The 16,949-nt window shown below is 43.4% G+C and carries 15 protein-coding genes; 11 read left to right on the forward strand and 4 right to left on the reverse strand.

The features are described from left to right. Positions 1 to 360, forward strand: a complete 360-nt coding sequence (locus AACM02_RS12700; RefSeq protein ID WP_214062689.1) for a DUF488 domain-containing protein — start codon at positions 1 to 3, stop codon at positions 358 to 360. 21 nt (positions 361 to 381) lie between these two features. Here AACM02_RS12700 and AACM02_RS12705 read toward each other — a convergent pair whose 3' ends face one another. Next, positions 382 to 969 carry a manganese efflux pump MntP family protein gene (locus AACM02_RS12705; protein WP_339117174.1) on the reverse strand — a complete coding sequence of 196 codons (588 nt, stop codon included), beginning with the start codon at positions 967 to 969 and terminating at the stop codon, positions 382 to 384. 372 nt (positions 970 to 1,341) lie between these two features. Here AACM02_RS12705 and AACM02_RS12710 point away from each other — a divergent pair, with 372 nt between their 5' ends. From AACM02_RS12710 to AACM02_RS12755, 10 genes are all read left to right on the forward strand, one after another. Further along, on the forward strand, positions 1,342 to 2,292 hold the full coding sequence (locus tag AACM02_RS12710; protein ID WP_238866016.1) for an IS30 family transposase: 951 nt from the start codon (positions 1,342 to 1,344) through the stop codon (positions 2,290 to 2,292). Between the two features lie 187 nt (positions 2,293 to 2,479). Then, positions 2,480 to 3,817: a PQQ-dependent sugar dehydrogenase gene (locus AACM02_RS12715; protein WP_339117175.1), complete on the forward strand. Its 1,338-nt coding sequence runs from the start codon at positions 2,480 to 2,482 to the stop codon at positions 3,815 to 3,817. Between the two features lie 8 nt (positions 3,818 to 3,825). Beyond that, positions 3,826 to 5,862, forward strand: a complete 2,037-nt coding sequence (locus tag AACM02_RS12720) for a TonB-dependent receptor domain-containing protein (protein WP_339117176.1) — start codon at positions 3,826 to 3,828, stop codon at positions 5,860 to 5,862. A 113-nt stretch (positions 5,863 to 5,975) separates the two neighbouring features. Further along, positions 5,976 to 7,163 (forward strand): glutamate-5-semialdehyde dehydrogenase, encoded by a 1,188-nt coding sequence (locus tag AACM02_RS12725; RefSeq protein ID WP_214062366.1) that lies wholly within the window; start codon positions 5,976 to 5,978, stop codon positions 7,161 to 7,163. 1 nt (position 7,164) lies between these two features. Continuing rightward, positions 7,165 to 7,932 (forward strand): glutamate 5-kinase, encoded by a 768-nt coding sequence (gene proB / locus AACM02_RS12730; RefSeq protein ID WP_214062367.1) that lies wholly within the window; start codon positions 7,165 to 7,167, stop codon positions 7,930 to 7,932. Between the two features lie 19 nt (positions 7,933 to 7,951). Beyond that, positions 7,952 to 8,728 (forward strand): pyrroline-5-carboxylate reductase dimerization domain-containing protein, encoded by a 777-nt coding sequence (locus AACM02_RS12735; RefSeq protein WP_339117177.1) that lies wholly within the window; start codon positions 7,952 to 7,954, stop codon positions 8,726 to 8,728. Between the two features lie 134 nt (positions 8,729 to 8,862). After that, the gene (locus tag AACM02_RS12740) at positions 8,863 to 10,188 is read left to right on the forward strand and encodes a PhoH family protein (RefSeq protein ID WP_332456132.1); all 1,326 of its coding nucleotides are present in this window, start codon (positions 8,863 to 8,865) and stop codon (positions 10,186 to 10,188) included. 137 nt (positions 10,189 to 10,325) lie between these two features. Then, complete coding sequence (hisS, locus tag AACM02_RS12745) at positions 10,326 to 11,693, forward strand: histidine--tRNA ligase (RefSeq protein ID WP_339117178.1); 1,368 nt, start codon at positions 10,326 to 10,328, stop codon at positions 11,691 to 11,693. 3 nt (positions 11,694 to 11,696) lie between these two features. Then, positions 11,697 to 13,631: an ABC-F family ATP-binding cassette domain-containing protein gene (locus tag AACM02_RS12750; protein WP_339117179.1), complete on the forward strand. Its 1,935-nt coding sequence runs from the start codon at positions 11,697 to 11,699 to the stop codon at positions 13,629 to 13,631. A gap of 100 nt (positions 13,632 to 13,731) precedes the next feature. Beyond that, entirely contained in the window at positions 13,732 to 14,271 is a 540-nt protein-coding gene (locus AACM02_RS12755) for a 1-acyl-sn-glycerol-3-phosphate acyltransferase (protein ID WP_214063762.1), read from the forward strand. On the opposite strand, the gene dinB is transcribed toward AACM02_RS12755, so the two are convergent. The 3 genes from dinB to AACM02_RS12770 all read right to left on the reverse strand — a co-directional run bounded on the left by dinB (position 14,261) and on the right by AACM02_RS12770 (position 16,730). Continuing rightward, the gene (dinB, locus tag AACM02_RS12760) at positions 14,261 to 15,346 is read right to left on the reverse strand and encodes a DNA polymerase IV (RefSeq protein ID WP_339117180.1); all 1,086 of its coding nucleotides are present in this window, start codon (positions 15,344 to 15,346) and stop codon (positions 14,261 to 14,263) included. The genes AACM02_RS12755 and dinB overlap by 11 nt on opposite strands. A 101-nt stretch (positions 15,347 to 15,447) precedes the next feature. Beyond that, the gene (locus AACM02_RS12765) at positions 15,448 to 16,026 is read right to left on the reverse strand and encodes a DUF3575 domain-containing protein (protein WP_339117181.1); all 579 of its coding nucleotides are present in this window, start codon (positions 16,024 to 16,026) and stop codon (positions 15,448 to 15,450) included. A gap of 122 nt (positions 16,027 to 16,148) precedes the next feature. Beyond that, positions 16,149 to 16,730, reverse strand: coding sequence for a DUF3575 domain-containing protein (locus AACM02_RS12770; protein ID WP_339117182.1), 582 nt, complete (start codon positions 16,728 to 16,730; stop codon positions 16,149 to 16,151). Positions 16,731 to 16,949 lie beyond the last annotated feature (219 nt).

Consider the following 16,949-nt stretch of genomic DNA (forward strand, 5'->3'; position numbering starts at 1 on the left):
ATGATAAAGATAAAACGCATATACGATTCTTCAGGAGATGAAGACGGCTGCCGCGTGTTGGTGGATCGTCTCTGGCCACGCGGCCTATCGAAGGAAAGCGCCCGGGTTGATGTATGGATGAAGGAAATCGCTCCATCTGCGATTTTACGGAAATGGTTCTGTCACGACACGGAAAAGTGGGAAGAATTCACCAAGCTCTACACCCGGGAACTTACTGAGAACAAACAGATGCTTCTGGAAATAAAGAGACTGGAGAAAGAGCACAAGACGGTGACGCTTCTTTACGCTTCCAAAGACACAGAGCATAATCAGGCGCAAGTACTATACCGGGAGCTAAAGAAAATAGAGGCAAGCGAATAAAGAAACCTGCAAGTGTAGTTATCACGCCCCGTGCAGGAGATGCTGGAAAAGAATTTTCATCCCTATCGCAATCAGGATGATACCGCCCAGCATTTCGATGTTGAGCCGTAACCTCCGGCCAAATCGTACTCCTATAAACATTCCCGAAAAAGCGAAGAACAAGGTAACCAAACCTATGGTTATCGTTGCCGTTGATATGGTTCCCGGATAAGAAACGAAAACTAGCCCGGTAGCCATGGCGTCTATACTGGTAGCAAAAGCCAGTACAACTACTTTTCTCCAATCAACAACAATATCTTCCTGACAATCGCAACCTACACATACCTCATGAGGTTTGGAGATAAAGCTTTCGTATATCATTTTTATCCCGATAACCGAAAGAATAAAGAAGGCAAACCAATGGTCAAAAAGCTGCATCCATGAAGCAAAACTTATTCCGAGCACATACCCAACAAATGGCATCAGCCCTTGAAACAATCCAAAAACGGCAGCTATCTTCAACGATCTCCACAGGTAAAAACGCTGCCGGCACATTCCTTTCCCGACACAAACGGCAAACGAATCCATAGCCAGGCCAATGGCAATAAGCATTATCGAAATATAATCCACAACTATTTTTCAAAAAACGCACAAAGGTAAGGGATTTTCGGGAAACAATCGGAGAAAATGAAACTGTTTTGAATTTACGTTTTTCATGCCCTGTTTTATGCCTGTTTTTGATGGATTTGACATTTCAGTTCGTACAGAATAGCGGGTTATTTTAAAGAAATCAAAATTCAAAACAGTCTCTATCAACAACTAAGTTCAAGATAGAAGTGCAAAAGATTTGATTACATTACACTTCTTATCTTAATTGTTTTTTTCCAAAATCCCCTTTCAAAAGTGCTTAAGGGGTTTTGAAAAAAACAATTAGTCAATCAGCAACATAAAAAAATAAAAAAGGAGACCGAAGTCTCCCTAAAATTAACTATTATGTTGCTTATGAAAAAATACAAACAGTTAACTTCAGAACAAAGATATGCTATTTATTTAGGCTTACAAAACGGAACAAGCAAGTCTGAAATAGCCAAGCAGATAAAGGTAAATATTTCTACGGTTTATAGGGAATTAAGCCGTAACAAAAACAAAACTGGAGGCTACTCATGGCGTTTGGCACAAGAGATGGCCCAAGAGCGCAAAGAACGTTTACCGGGCAATAGATCGACATCGGAGTGGATTAAACAGAAAATAATCCGTCTCATTCGCAAAGATTGGTCGCCCAAACAAATCAGCGGATATCTCGCAAAATATGATCAAATATCTATCTCTCACGAGACTATTTATCAATGGATCAGGCAAGATAAGAAATCGGGAGGAAACCTTTACAAGCACTGCCGCCACAAGCTCAAATACAGAAAAAGACCCGTAGGTTCTGCCACTAACATACCCAACAGAAAAAGTATTCGCCAAAGGCCAAAAGAGGCCGACGGAAGCCGGTTTGGAGATTTTGAAATGGACACCATAATAGGAAACGGACAAAAGGAAATAATACTGACAATGACAGAAAGAAATACAAACTTTATAATGATGAGAAAACTGCCTATGGGCAAAGACTCTAAGCAGGTTTGCAAGGAAGTCATTGCTATGTTGCTGCCTTATAAGGACAAACTGAAAACCATTACAACAGATAACGGATCCGAGTTTGCAGCACACGAACTGATAACAAAAAAGTTGAAAGTACCGGTATATTTCACTGATCCTTATTCATCGTGGCAAAAAGGAGCTGTTGAAAATGCCAATAAATTAATCCGGCAATACATCCCAAAAGGAGCAACATTTAAAGATTATTCCGATGAGAAAGTAAAAGAAATACAGCATAAACTAAACAGAAGACCAAGAGAAAAATTAGACTTTAGCAATCCTAAAATAGAGTTTTACAAAAATTATTACTAAATTGCACTTGCTGGTTGACTCTAGGACATCGCTAAATTTTTTGATGAACTCTCGTTAATTAGAAATTTTATGTTATTTTTGCCTTCTCTCCTGATTAACAAAAAATTGTCCTATGAAAAATAGAAATTTATTCTTACTGCTGGGCCTTGTCCTGATAATAATTCAAGTAGCTCATTCCTGTAAAAATATGCCTCGAGCAACTCAGGCCCGCGACGCTGCAACAAACTACCGCATGTTTTGTGCTGGATGCCACGGCGACAATTTAGAAAAATTTGCCGCCAAACAATGGATGGAGGAAGCGGGAACCGCATCGGTAGAACGAAGCATCAGAAACGGGATATTGGATATCGGGATGCCCGCTTTTGCAAAAACTTTTTCCGACAGGGAAATAAAAGAGCTGGCTGGTTACGTTAAAAAAGGAATCCCCGCCGACAGAGCGCTACTCAAACCGGCTGTGACGGCTGAGGGAATTGTTAAATCGGAAGAATACAATTTCGTGATCGACACCGTGGTTACCGGATTGGAAGTTCCCTGGGGTTTGGCTTTTCTACCTAATGGAGATTTATTGATTTCGGAAAGAAAAGGAACACTGCACACCTTCTCCAACGGAAGACTATCTGCACCGATAGAAGGATTGCCGCCCATTATGGCTTTTGGACAAGGCGGATTGTTGGATCTGGCTCTTCATCCCGATTACGATAAAAACAGCTGGATCTACATTTCCTATTCAGCTCTCGACACCACGAGCGAAAAAAGAACCGGATCCACCGGAGTAATGCGCGCTCGTTTGAGCGAAAATAAATTGACGGATCAGGAAATTCTTTTTATTGGGTTACCGGCCACCGATCGCGGACATCACTGGGGATGCAAGCTTGCATTCGATGGAAAGGGCTATCTGTTTTTTGGGGTAGGTGAACGCGGTCAACATTTCGATTTTCCGCAGAGACTCGACAATACAAACGGAAAGATACACCGCATTCACGACGATGGAAGAATCCCGGCCGATAATCCTTTCGTGAACACTCCCGGGGCCATTAAATCCATCTACAGCTACGGCCACCGCAATCCACAGGGTACGGTTATCCACCCCACAACAGGTGATGTATGGGAAACCGAACACGGTCCTATGGGCGGTGACGAACTGAATCTGATAAAGCCCGGAATGAATTACGGCTGGCCAGTCATTTCCTACGGAATCAACTACGACGGAACCGTTCTTACCGAACTGACAGAAAAAGAAGGAATGGAGCAGCCGGTTTTCCAATGGACACCATCTATCGCTCCCTGTGGGATGACAGTTGTCACCGGTGACCGGTTTAAAAAATGGAAAAACAACATGTTGGTCGGTTCACTCCGTTTCGATTACGTCGAACGGATGGTGTTAGACGGCCAAAAAGTTGTCCACACCGAAAAATTGGCCGAAGGCATAGGCCGGGTAAGAAACGTGGTGATGAGTCACGACGGGTTGGTTTATATCGGTTTGGAGGAACCGGGAATGATTGTACGGCTCGTACCGGTGGAATAAACCGCAAAATGCTAGAAAAACGAATACTCTTTGTTTTAGGTGTTATTTTCTTACCCTTGGCTATTGACGCACAAGAGCTGTCGCCCCGGAAGGAAGATACAACCCTGCTTCTCCATGAAGTGATTGTGAATGCGTATCAAGTGAATACGCGATGGCACAACGTCCCCGGCAGCATTTCGGTTCTGTCGGGGAGAGAGGTACAGACAGGCGACGGCAACAATTTCGCATCAGTACTGCATGCCCTTCCTGGCATTTACATGCACAGCGGGACATACGCCACGAACCGTATAGTGATCCGGGGAGTGGGAAGCAGAACACCTTACAACACCAACCGCATCAAAGCGTACCTGAACGATATTCCCCTCACTTCATCCGACGGAATTTCTTCACCCGAAGACATCGACTTGTCCGGAATCGGGAGGATAGAAATTACCAAAGGGCCGGCCTCTGCGCTTTATGGCTCCGGACTTGGTGGTAACATCAACCTGTTCACCCAGGATTCATACAGAAACTCCTTCAACGCCCTGTTGCAACAAGGAAGTTTCAATACCCTGAAAGCAGCTATAGGAAGCAGCTTCCACCACAACGACCTGGATATTTCCGGAAACATCAACCATACCTGTTCCGACGGATACCGGGAAAACAATCATTTCCGGCGGACATCGTTACTCTCCTCAGGAAGTTGGGAAAAGCCGGAATATGCACTGGAATACACGCTGCTTTTGCTAGACATGAATGCAGGAATTCCGAGTTCCATTGGCGAGTCATTATTCAAAACCGATCCAAAAGCGGCAGCCCCCAACTGGGAAACAATCGGGGGGTTCAAAGAGTATCGCCGCGGACTTGCAGGCATTACGCTTGAAAATCGGTTGTCTGGTGTTTTGAATAACCGACTTACGTTTTTCGGAAGATGGGTGGAAAGTTACGAGAAACGACCTTTCAACAACCTGACCGATGGATCACGGGGTGGCGGAATAAGGAACAAGCTGAATTATCACGCCGAAAAATACGATGCCGTGATCGGTTTGGAATGGATTACCGACACATACCGATGGAAGCTGGATCTGCAGGACGAAGTCATCAACAAAAACAGCGAAGCCCGAAACCACCTGAATGTGTTTGCCATGACCTATTTTCGACCATCGTTGAAATGGAATGTTTCGCTGGGTGGGGCCGTTAACAAAATCGGGTATGAGCTGACGGATAAGTTCCCCGGTAACGGCAACCAAAGTGGGAACCGCGGTTTTCCGGTTATTTTTTCTCCCCGGTTGGGAGTAAATTATGCACCCGGCAATAGGATGGCCTTGTATGCGTCCGTGGGACACGGATTTTCGATGCCGTCTCCCGAAGAAACATTGCTCCCTGAAGGCAATATCAACAAAGAACTTCAACCTGAACAGGGTTGGCAATATGAAGCGGGTATCCGGTTGAATTTGCTGTGCAACACTGCGCAGGTTGAAGCAACGGTCTACCAGATAAACTTAAATAATCTGTTAGTAACAAAGCGTTTAACCGAAGACATCTTTACAGGTATCAATGCTGGAAAAACCCGTCACCGGGGGGTTGAGTTGTTGTGGAAACAGCAGATTTTTCATAACCTTAATTTTCCAGGGAATCTCCATATGAATGCCAATTACACCTTTTCTCAAAACCGATTTATCGATTTTACCGACGACAACAAGACCTATGACGGTAACCTGCTCCCCGGTATTCCGTCGCATCTTTTCCAGACGACGTTGGTTTGGAATCCCTTAAAACAGCTGATTTTGAATGTTCGGTTTCAATATACGGGTGAACAACTCATAGATGATGCCAATACTGTGACAAACGACGCCTATTTCTTATCGGATGGAAAAGTAAGTTATCTTTTTAAAACAACGCGGTTGGGAAATGTAGAGTTGTACGCTGGCATGAACAACATAACCGATACCCTTTATTCACCTATGCTCAACGTGAATGCCGTCGCTTTCGGCAATGCCGAACCAAGATACTATTATCCCGGTCTTCCGAGGCATTACTACTGCGGTGTTTCGTGGAGTTTTTAAGCAGGTAAGAAGAAATAAGCTTAATTACAGCTTTATTATTTTGAAATAGAAACCAATAAAATTAGAATAAATTGCTATCTTTGCAGCTTAATTCCATACTATTTCACATAAAAATGGTTATCTCCTCAAAAAATAACGTTTTGCTCGGCTTAGCTGATTTATTGAAAAGAAATAAATCGGAAATTCTGCGGAAAAATGCACTGGATATGGATTCGTTTGCCGATATGGACGAGTCGATGAAAGACCGTCTGAAAGTAGATGAGAATAAAGTTGACGGAATGATCCGTTCTCTTCGGGAAGTGGCAGAACAAGAGGATCCCGAAGGTAGGATCCTGTACGATTTTACCCGCTCAGACGGGTTAAGAATAGTCAACCGTTCCGTTCCGTTCGGAACCATTCTTATTATTTATGAATCGCGCCCCGACGTAACCATTGAAGCGGCAGCCACGGCATTCAAGGCAGGTAACCGTATCTTACTTAAAGGAGGAAAAGAATCCTTCCTTACAAACACCTACCTGACGGAGTTGTGGCAACAATCATTGTCTGCAAACGGCTTTGATGCTTATTTTGTGGAATACCTGAACTTATCACGCAACGAAACGCAACAGCTGATCAGGGAAAATACCCGCAACGTCGATATCATCATTCCCCGTGGAGGAGATAAGCTTATTAATTTTGTGACCGAAAATTCATCGGTACCCGTAATTGTGAGTGGCAGGGGCAATAATTTTATGTACGTAGATGATAATTGCGATACAGAAATGGCTGCCCGTCTTATTATCAACGGTAAGAAACGCATCAGCGTCTGCAATGCGCTCGATAAAGTATTGGTGAATGAGAACCTGCCGGAACTGGCAGAGAAAATTTCCGGTTTTGTTTCACAACTTCAAGGAAAAGGAATTGAGGTTTGGGGCGATAAAAAAGCCGCATCAGTATGTAGCCGTATCCAGGAAACCAACGATGAGGCTGTCCTTTTTGAAGAATTTATGGCACCGAAAATCTATTTTTCGCTGGTTGGTGATATGAACAAGGCGGTGGATATGATAAACCGTTATTCCGGTGGCCATTCGGCAGTTATAGTAACCCAGGATGAGTCAAAAGCCGACATATTTATGCAAAAAGTGGATTGTGCAGCCGTCTACCACAATGCCTCCACCCGGTTTACCGATGGCGGGCAGTTCGGTGTAGGAGGAGAAATTGCCATCAGCACGCAAAAGCTTCATTTCCGGGGCCCTCTTGGCACACAAGAACTGGTTACCAACAAATGGTTTGTTTACGGTGACGGCCAGATACGCGAATAATATGAGAAAAAAACTGATTATAAAAATAGGTACCTCCACGCTCACGGCTGGAACGAACCGAATTTCGTTTGCGGTTATCGAAAGTTTAGCCCGGCAAATTGTTGAATTAAAGAAAGAGTACGATATCGTGATCGTTTCTTCGGGTGCCATTGCTACAGCACGACAATTCGTGGAGATCAACGGTTTTCATAAGAATGTGGATTCTAAACAGGCCATGGCAGCTATCGGCCAAACCAAACTGATGGAATTGTACGACGATATTTTCCGCACTTTCGGATTGAACATCGCACAAATACTGCTTACATACAGGGATTTTGAAAACGAAACTGCTAACGAGAACACCCGTAACACCATCAATAAACTCTGGGAAGTAGACTATATTCCTATCGTGAACGAAAACGACACGGTCTCCATTGAGGAGATTGTATTGGGAGACAACGATAAGCTTTCTGCACTGGTTGCGGTTATCACCAAAGCCGACTTGCTTATTCTTGTTTCCGATATCGACGGTATATATACCTGCAACCCACACCTGCATCAGGATGCAGAATTAATAACAAGCGTAACTGACCTCAATTCCATTACCCATTGCGTTGAAGAGAAAGAGTCAACACTGGGTACCGGTGGAATGTCATCCAAGATTTACGCAGCCGAAGTTTGCATGAGGCATCGTGTGGAAATGTGGATCGTGAACGGACAACGGGCCAATTACATTATTAAGGCGCTTAACGGAGGGATTCCGTTTACAAGGTTCAAGGCAAAAGAATAAGAAATATCAAACACCAATTATGAACTACGGATTTATCGGTTTCGGGAATTTAGCCAAAGCTGTTTATCAGGGACTTAAAAAAGTAAACAACATCCAATTTGCTTACTTCACCCGAAGCAAGAAAGAGGTAAGCATTCCTTTCTTCGACTGTATCGAAGAGTTGGTTTCTTTTGCCGATGTAATCTGGATCACCGTTAAGCCACAGGATATAAAAGGGATTCTTGAAAAGCTGCAACCGCTGAATCTTGAAGGAAAGCTGATCGTTTCACCCGTTGCAGGAAAGAGCATCGCATTTATCGAAAATTATTTGGGGAAGGAAGTTCCGATTGTCCGCATAATGCCTAATCTGGCGATGGCTTACCAGAAATCGGTTACGGCCTTTGCCACCAACCAACCCCTCAATCCAGCTACGGACGCTATTTTTGAAATCCTTACCCGGCTTGGTAAAGCCGTAAAACTAAACGAAAAAGGATTCGACCTGTTCACATCGGTTTTTGGGAGCGGCCCCGCATTTATTTTAGCATTCATCCAGATTTTCAAGGATAAAATGAAGGAATTTGAACTGCCGGGAAACGTTCTCGATGAACTTTTGCTCGAACTCACACAAGGCACCACACTCTATTTCGCCGAAAATCAGTCCAGTTACAGCATTGAGGAACTCATCCGGAACATAACCAGCAAGGGAGGTACTACCCAGGCTGGACTGGATCATTTTCACCGTCACAAGATCGGCAAGCATTTCGAAGGAGTGCTGGATGCCGCAAAGAATCGGTCGGAAGAAATGAGTAAAAATTGAACGATTAAGAAACTGTTTTGAATTTTTTCATATTTATACCTTAAAATCGAAACAAAAATCTTTTCTTTGCGTTTATAACAAAGATTTTTATTACCAAAGTCAGCAGTGAAACATACCACAAAACAATAGAGTATATGGCTAACAAGAAAAATTTTATCATCGACACAAACGTTATTCTTCACGATTACAGTTTTATCGAAAATTTTGAAGAAAACGACATTTACATTCCGTTTGTTGTTCTGGAAGAACTTGACAAATTCAAAAAAGGCAATGAACAAATCAACTTCAACGCACGGGCTTTCGTGCGCGAACTGGACCTGATCACCGACGACAATTTGTTTAAACAAGGCGCTGATCTGGGCGTAGGACGCGGAAAGTTATACATTGTGAATAGCGTGAAAACGCACGATAAAATTATTGAAGCATTTCCCGAAAGAACTCCCGATAACCGCATCTTATCTACCGTTTTGGATGTAACGGAAAAACATCCTAAAATGAAAACCATTCTTGTCACCAAAGACATCAACCTGCGTATGAAAGCGCGTTCCCTGGGTATTCCGGTGGAAGATTACATCAACGACAAGGTTATCGATATCGATGTTTTCGGCAGAGGTGAGCAAGTGATTGAAGGATTGAATCCCGAACTGATCGATAAGATCTACGCGCAACCTACGGGAGTTGATGTGGATGAATTTACCTTCGACAATCCACTCGTTCCGAACGACTCTTTTGTACTGAAGAGTGAACGCAACAGTGTTTTGGCAAGATACAATCCGTTTACGCAAAAGATCATCCGTGTGGACAAAGAACCCAGCTTCGGAATTTCACCCCGAAACGCAGAACAGACATTTGCCCTCGGCGTTTTAAACGACCCCGACATCAAGTTGGTGGGGATCACCGGAAAAGCGGGAACAGGTAAGACATTGCTGGCATTAGCCGCCGCCCTGAAACAAAGCAAGCAATACAACCAGATTTTGCTCGCTAGGCCCATTGTTTCCTTATCCAACAAGGATCTGGGATATTTACCGGGCGACGAAAAACAAAAAATAGCCCCCTATATGCAGCCGTTGTTCGACAACCTGAATGTAATAAAATCACAGCTCGGACAAAACAGTGCTGAACTTCGCTCCATTGATGAGATGCAGAAATCCGGAAAACTTGAGATCGAGGCCCTGGCATTTATCCGCGGGCGCAGCTTAAGCGAAACGTATTGCATTGTTGATGAAGCCCAGAACCTAACGCCACACGAAGTGAAAACCATCATTACCCGTGCAGGGGAAGGTACTAAAATGGTTTTTACGGGCGACCTGCAACAGATCGACTCACCTTACCTCGACTCTCAATCCAACGGCCTGGCATACATGATCGACAAGATGAAAGGGCAGCATGTTTTTGCTCACGTAAATCTGGTAAAAGGCGAAAGGAGCGAATTATCGGAATTGGCAAGCAATCTTTTATAGATTCAAGAACAAAGACTTTGTTGAACTCATTCAAGCGTGTTGCAAATTACTGCAATGCGCTTTTGTTATGGCCGAAACAGATACCACGGTAACTCAAAATTCATTATCTTTGCAGTTCCAAACAAAGAAAATCAACGATGCAAAAACCCTCCATACCTAAAGGTACGCGTGATTTTTCGCCCGAAGAAATGGCGAAACGCAACTATATTTTTGATACAATCAAAAACGTATATCGCCTCTACGGATTCCGGCAGATTGAAACACCTGCTATGGAAAATCTTTCCACGCTGATGGGGAAATACGGTGAAGAGGGCGATAAGCTCCTGTTCAAAATCCTTAACTCGGGTGACTTTCTTTCGAGTATAAGTACTGATGATGTAAAGGAAGGGAACTCGGCAAAAACGGCCGGTAAGATTTCAGAAAAAGGATTGCGATACGACCTTACCGTACCCTTTGCCCGATACGTAGTAATGCACCGCAATGAGATATCTTTTCCTTTCAAGCGGTTTCAAATTCAACCCGTCTGGCGCGCAGACCGGCCGCAAAAAGGACGTTATCGCGAATTTTTTCAATGCGATGCTGACGTGGTAGGTTCCGACTCATTGCTTAACGAGGTGGAGCTGATACAAATTATTGACGAAGTATTCCGCAGACTCAATATCCGTGTATCGGTAAAACTCAATAACCGGAAAATCCTTTCAGGGATTGCCGAAATTATCGGCGAGGCCGATAAGATCACCGACATTACCGTTGCCATCGATAAGTTGGATAAAATCGGGCTGGCTAACGTGAATGAAGAGCTCCGGGGAAAAGGCATTTCCGAAACCGCCATACAACAACTGCAACCCATTATTCTGATTGGAGGAACCAATAATGAGAAACTGACAACACTTAAAAGCGTGCTGTCTTCTTCCGAAACTGGCCTGAAAGGTGTGGAAGAGCTGGAATTCATTCTCAATAAAACCGGGCTGCTAACTATCGGTTGCGGCCTCGAACTTGACCTCACCTTGGCTCGCGGCCTCAATTATTATACTGGAGCCATCATCGAAGTAAAAGCGTTGGATGTGGAAATAGGAAGTATCACGGGCGGAGGCCGTTACGACAACCTTACGGGTATTTTCGGACTTTCAGGTGTATCGGGTGTTGGAATCTCTTTCGGTGCCGACCGTATTTACGATGTGCTTGATCAACTCAGTCTCTTTCCCGATAACTCCACGCACACAACCGATGTGCTGTTCGTTAACTTTGGCGACAAGGAAGAGTCATGCCTGCTCCCCATCCTCTCGCAATTGCGAAGCAACGGGATTTGTGCCGAAATCTATCCCGAAGCCGCCAAGATGAAAAAGCAAATGTCGTATGCCGACAATAATAACATTCCTTTTGTGGCATTGGTGGGAGAAAACGAAATAAAAGAGGGGAAAGTTACGCTGAAAGAGATGCAATCGGGAGAACAAACGGCTCTGTCTGTTGATGAACTTATTCAAAAACTGGCACATCAAAAGTAATCCATGATTTCCATCGAAAATCTAACCGTTCAGTTCGGCGGGTTTACCCTGCTCGATGAAATTTCTTTTGTTCTGAACAAGGACGAACGAATTGCACTCGCCGGGAAAAACGGCGCGGGAAAATCCACGCTGTTAAAACTTATGGCGGGAGCACAACAGCCTACAAGCGGCATCATTTCGTACCCGAAAGAAGTCACGGTGGGCTACCTGCCACAACAGATGAAGCTCAGCAATGAACGAACGGTAAAGGAAGAGGCAGCACTTGCGTTCGAGCACTTAAAAAAACTGGAACAGGAACTGGAAGTGCTTCACCGGCAATTGGCTGAACGGACCGATTATGAATCGGACGAATACCACCATATTATTCAACGATCCACCGACGTGCAGGAGTTGCTTCTGATGTCGGGCATCAATGATTTTGAAGCCGAAACCGAGAAAACATTACTGGGGTTAGGATTCAATCGTTCCGACTTTAACCGCCCGACGCAAGAATTCAGCGGTGGATGGCGGATGCGCATTGAGCTGGCCAAGATCCTGCTCCAATCACCCGACGTACTCCTGCTGGATGAGCCGACCAACCACCTGGACATTGAATCTATCCAATGGCTAGAGACCTTCCTTATCTCACGAACCAATGCCGTGATGCTGGTTTCACACGACAAAGCTTTTTTAGACAACGTAACCAACCGCACTATCGAAATTGTGTTGGGGAATATCCACGATTACAAAGTAAATTACTCCAAATACCTCGAACTTAGAAAAGAGAGGCGTGAACAACAGCAACGGGCTTACGAAAATCAGCAGAAACAAATTCAGGATACCGAGGCATTCATCGAACGGTTTCGATACAAAGCCACCAAATCCAACCAGGTACAGTCACGCATCAGACAACTCGAAAAAATCGAACGCATTGAAGTGGATGAAGTGGACAATTCACGCCTGAATTTAAAGTTTCCTCCTGCACCACGATCAGGCTCCTATCCAGTCGTTACTGAAAATTTAGCCAAAAAATATGGCGATCATCAGGTATTCTCAAACGTAACACTGACCATCAACCGGGGTGAGAAAGTTGCTTTTGTGGGAAAAAACGGCGAGGGAAAATCAACACTGGTGAAATGCATTATGGGAGAGATTGGGTTTGATGGGAATCTGGAGCTCGGACATAACGTAAAAATTGGTTATTTTGCTCAGAACCAGGCACAGTTACTCGATGAAAACCTGACGGTTTTTGAAACCATCGACTACGTTGCTGCAGGTGATATCCGAACCAAAATCCGGGATATACTGGGAGCATTTATGTTTGGCGGTGAAGCATCCGATAAAAAAGTAAAAGTATTGTCCGGCGGCGAACGCACCCGGTTGGCGATGATCCGACTCTTGCTCGAACCGGTGAACCTGCTTATTCTCGATGAGCCGACCAACCACCTGGATATTGCATCGAAAGAAGTATTGAAAAAGGCCATTCGCGAATTCGACGGCACAGCCATCATCGTGTCGCACGACCGGGATTTTCTCAATGAACTCGTTAGCAAAGTCTATGAGTTTGGCGGTGGCGGAGTACGGGAGCATATGGGTGGAATTTATGATTTCCTATCCAAAAAGAAACTTGAGAACCTTCAACAACTGGAATTATCAAAATCTCCTGCTACATCCAAGCAGAAAGAAAAAGAAGAACACCTGTCAGAAAATAAGCTTTCGTATCAGGAACAGAAAGAACAAAACCGGTTAATTAAGCGAAAAGAAAAAGAAGTGCAGGAAGCCGAAGAGAAAATCACTAAAATGGAAGAACGTTTATCGGAAATGGAAACGCAATTATCCACACCCGAAGGCGCAGTCAATTTCGATTTATTGCAAAAGTACCTGGAGACCAAGAATAAATTAGACGCTGTGATGAACAAATGGGAACGCATAACGTTGGAATTAGAGAACTTAAAATAGAATATATGATAGATTTTCATCATCGTTCAATATGACAATTTAACCCTATCACAGTATTTTTTTCGTCTAAAAAATTAAAAATAAAAAACGTTGAACTAAAATGAGACTTAGCAAATTCATATTAAACAAAATACTTGGCTGGAAAGTTATAAACACCCTACCCGATGCATCCAAGTGCATCATTGTAGTTGCACCGCACACAAGCAACTGGGACTTTATTATTGGTAAACTCGCCTACTCCTCTATAGGCAGAACCGCCAATTTTTTGATAAAAAAAGAATGGTTCATTTTTCCATTTAATCTCTTCTTCAAAAGTATCGGAGGGATTCCGGTGGAACGAAGCAAAAACAATTCAATGACCGGTTTTTTGGCGGCAGAGTTTGAAAAACACAACAAACTACATCTAGCCATTACTCCCGAAGGAACCCGTAAGCCGGTGAAAGAATGGAAAAAAGGATTTTATTTTATTGCCGTGAAGGCTAATGTTCCTATTCTATTGATCGGATTGGACTATAGCAAAAAAGAAGCCTCACTTCTCGACCTGTTCTATCCGTCGGGCGACTACAAAACCGATATTGTGAAAATCAAATCCTATTACAAGGACATCAAAGGGAAACATCCTGAGAATTTCATTCTTTAAACTCAAGGGTTAACTGAAGCGGTTGGTTTGTCAAAACTACCTGGTCGGTACCGGCATTTTTCAAAGTCAACCCCATCAGCCGGATTTTTCGCTCTTCGATATCGTCTACTTGTAGAAGCAATTCTTTGCCTATGTCGAAAAGCTGATCATACGTCCTTAAATAATTGACAACGGTTTTACTACGGGTAACAACGGCAAAGTCAGCGTATTTAATTTTCAGGGTCACTGTTTTTGCCAGAAAACCTCTTTTCTCGGCTCTACGGTGTACTTCACGGGCAATATCGTCCAGGGCACGTAACAGATCAACCAGTTCGTGAAGGTCTTCTGCAAACGTCTCTTCTGCACCCAACGATTTTCGTACGTATTCCGACTCCACTTCTCGCTCATCGATCCCGCGGGCAAACTGATGATACAGGGCTCCGGCCTTACCGAAATGGTGTACAAGCTCCTTTTCCGAATGCTGTTTCAGGTCGAATCCATTTCTTATTCCTAATTCGTGCATCCGATGGGCGGTAACCCTGCCTACACCAAAGAACTTTTCAATGCCCAGCTTCTCGAGAAACTTTTCAGCTTTTTCAGGCGTAATCACGTATAACCCGTTTGGTTTGTTGTAATCGGAAGCGATTTTAGCTAAAAACTTATTGTAGGAAACTCCGGCAGAGGCTGTTAATCGGGTATGGCAGTGAATCTTTTGCTTAATTTCTTTAGCGATTTGCGTCGCAAACTCCATCACTTTCTTATTTTCCGTAACATCCAAAAATGCTTCATCGAGAGAGAGCGGCTCCACCTTATCGGTATATTCACGAAAAATCTGCATAATCTGGTTCGATACCGTTTTGTAAACTTCAAAACGAGGCATCACAAAAATTAAATGGGGACATTTCCTCAATGCCGTTACCGATGCCATCGCAGAGTGAACACCATATTGACGGGCTTCATAACTTGCAGCTGCCACTACGCCACGCTTACCGCCATAACCTACTGCAACAGGTTTACCGCGATATTCGGGATTATCGCGTTGTTCTATGGAAGCATAAAACGCATCCATATCTATATGGATAATTTTACGAAGCATGGTAGCAAATTTACGGTAAATAAATACAAATCAAAGCAAAGACCGGGTTATTTTAAAAAACAGACTTTAAAAACATAAAAAATCTGCACTCTGCATCCTGATCAAAAGACATACGCAACAGAGACTGCGCCTTTGGTAGGACCAAAATAGTGTTTTCGCCCTTCGTTTATTTTGAATCCTTCCTTTCCTTTTGAGAAAACATCGTAGTTTAATCGGCCATAACCAGCGCCTCCCGTTACTTCCAGCAACAGACTATTTCCAACTATCCAGGTATAGCCATAGCTCAATCCAACCCCATTCACCACCCCCTGATAACGGCGATCTTTCAATGCTGCCAACCTGTCGAAGGGAAGATTCAATCCCCCTACATTAAATTCAGCAAAAACACCGTGCAACCCTAAAAAATGTCCATTAAACGGTTCCCAAAACCAATAGCGAACCTCGGGCCAAATAATCCAATGCTTCCATTGCTGCCCGTCCCCAAACTCAAAAGGATTATAACCTCCGGAAAGTTCAAAAGTCATGTTGTTCCAAAAAGCGACTTCAATCCCTATGTTCGGCGTAACGGTTGCCCAATGCGGGATATTTGTCTTTACACCTACAATTTTCTGTGCGTCAACGCTATAAAAGAATAGGATGCAAAACAGATTTAGCAAAACTATTTTCCTTGTTGAGTTCATAATTGCCTTCGTATTGTTTCCGGATATTTGCTTCTGCATACAAAGATAGCCGGATTTGTAAAAACCCGGCTATTCTTTTTGGAAAAAAGTTATTAATTTCCGATGAATACCACCTTCTTCCCTTAACGGATGATATAAATTAAAGACAATGCTCCTTTGGTAGGGCCAAAATAATTTTTTGTGTTCTCTCCCGTTTTCTGACCGTCGTTCCCCAATGAATACACATCATAGTTGAACCTGGCAAAACCTCCTCCTGCAGTTATCTCAATACCCCATCTGTCGTTCAAGACCCATCTATAACCGTAACTCAGCCCAACGCCAATGGCGCTCCCCTGATAACGGCGGGTTTTAAGTCCTGCAAAGCGATCCCAAGGCAAATCCAACCCGCCGATATTGTATTGACCGGCCACACCGTGAAGACCAAAAAAATGTCCGCTGTCAGGTTGATACAACCAATACCTCAATTCAGGCCAAATGACCCAGTGTTTCATCTGTTTCGTGTCACCGAATTTGAACGGATTAAATCCAGCCGTGAACTCCAGGCTGAGGTTCTCACCCAATACATATTCAAACCCTACATTGGGAGTTGCCGTAAACCAGTACGGAACATTGGTTTTAACAGAAATCTCTTGAGCATGGGTACTGACAAATAATCCTGTCGTTAGGAAAAAAATCAGGGATAGTGTTTTTAACTTGTACATCATTTTGCTTCATTTTTTGTGATATCTATTATTCAAAACAACTTTAGTGATAAAAAGTTTGGGAATAACGAGATTACCCTAAATAAATCCATAAACACGCACTTATAATACTAATTTATAATAATTATTGTTAACATATAATAAATAATATTCTATTTTTGCAATGAATATTTAGCATTATTAAAACTCATGTGCCGTTAGTATACACAAGTTGTAACAGAA

It is taken from the genome of Petrimonas sp. (assembly GCF_963921705.1).
Classification (GTDB): Bacteria; Bacteroidota; Bacteroidia; order Bacteroidales; family Dysgonomonadaceae; genus Petrimonas; species Petrimonas sulfuriphila.

Coding starts and splice junctions, on each gene's coding strand:
- AACM02_RS12700 (WP_214062689.1), top strand. CDS start 1: ATGATAAAGATAAAACGCATATACGATTCTTCAGGAGATGAAGACGGC.
- AACM02_RS12710 (WP_238866016.1), top strand. CDS start 1,342: ATGAAAAAATACAAACAGTTAACTTCAGAACAAAGATATGCTATTTAT.
- AACM02_RS12715 (WP_339117175.1), top strand. CDS start 2,480: ATGCCTCGAGCAACTCAGGCCCGCGACGCTGCAACAAACTACCGCATG.
- AACM02_RS12720 (WP_339117176.1), top strand. CDS start 3,826: ATGCTAGAAAAACGAATACTCTTTGTTTTAGGTGTTATTTTCTTACCC.
- AACM02_RS12725 (WP_214062366.1), top strand. CDS start 5,976: ATGGTTATCTCCTCAAAAAATAACGTTTTGCTCGGCTTAGCTGATTTA.
- proB (WP_214062367.1), top strand. CDS start 7,165: ATGAGAAAAAAACTGATTATAAAAATAGGTACCTCCACGCTCACGGCT.
- AACM02_RS12735 (WP_339117177.1), top strand. CDS start 7,952: ATGAACTACGGATTTATCGGTTTCGGGAATTTAGCCAAAGCTGTTTAT.
- AACM02_RS12740 (WP_332456132.1), top strand. CDS start 8,863: ATGGCTAACAAGAAAAATTTTATCATCGACACAAACGTTATTCTTCAC.
- hisS (WP_339117178.1), top strand. CDS start 10,326: ATGCAAAAACCCTCCATACCTAAAGGTACGCGTGATTTTTCGCCCGAA.
- AACM02_RS12750 (WP_339117179.1), top strand. CDS start 11,697: ATGATTTCCATCGAAAATCTAACCGTTCAGTTCGGCGGGTTTACCCTG.
- AACM02_RS12755 (WP_214063762.1), top strand. CDS start 13,732: ATGAGACTTAGCAAATTCATATTAAACAAAATACTTGGCTGGAAAGTT.
- dinB (WP_339117180.1), bottom strand. CDS start 15,346: ATGCTTCGTAAAATTATCCATATAGATATGGATGCGTTTTATGCTTCC.
- AACM02_RS12765 (WP_339117181.1), bottom strand. CDS start 16,026: ATGAACTCAACAAGGAAAATAGTTTTGCTAAATCTGTTTTGCATCCTA.
- AACM02_RS12770 (WP_339117182.1), bottom strand. CDS start 16,730: ATGATGTACAAGTTAAAAACACTATCCCTGATTTTTTTCCTAACGACA.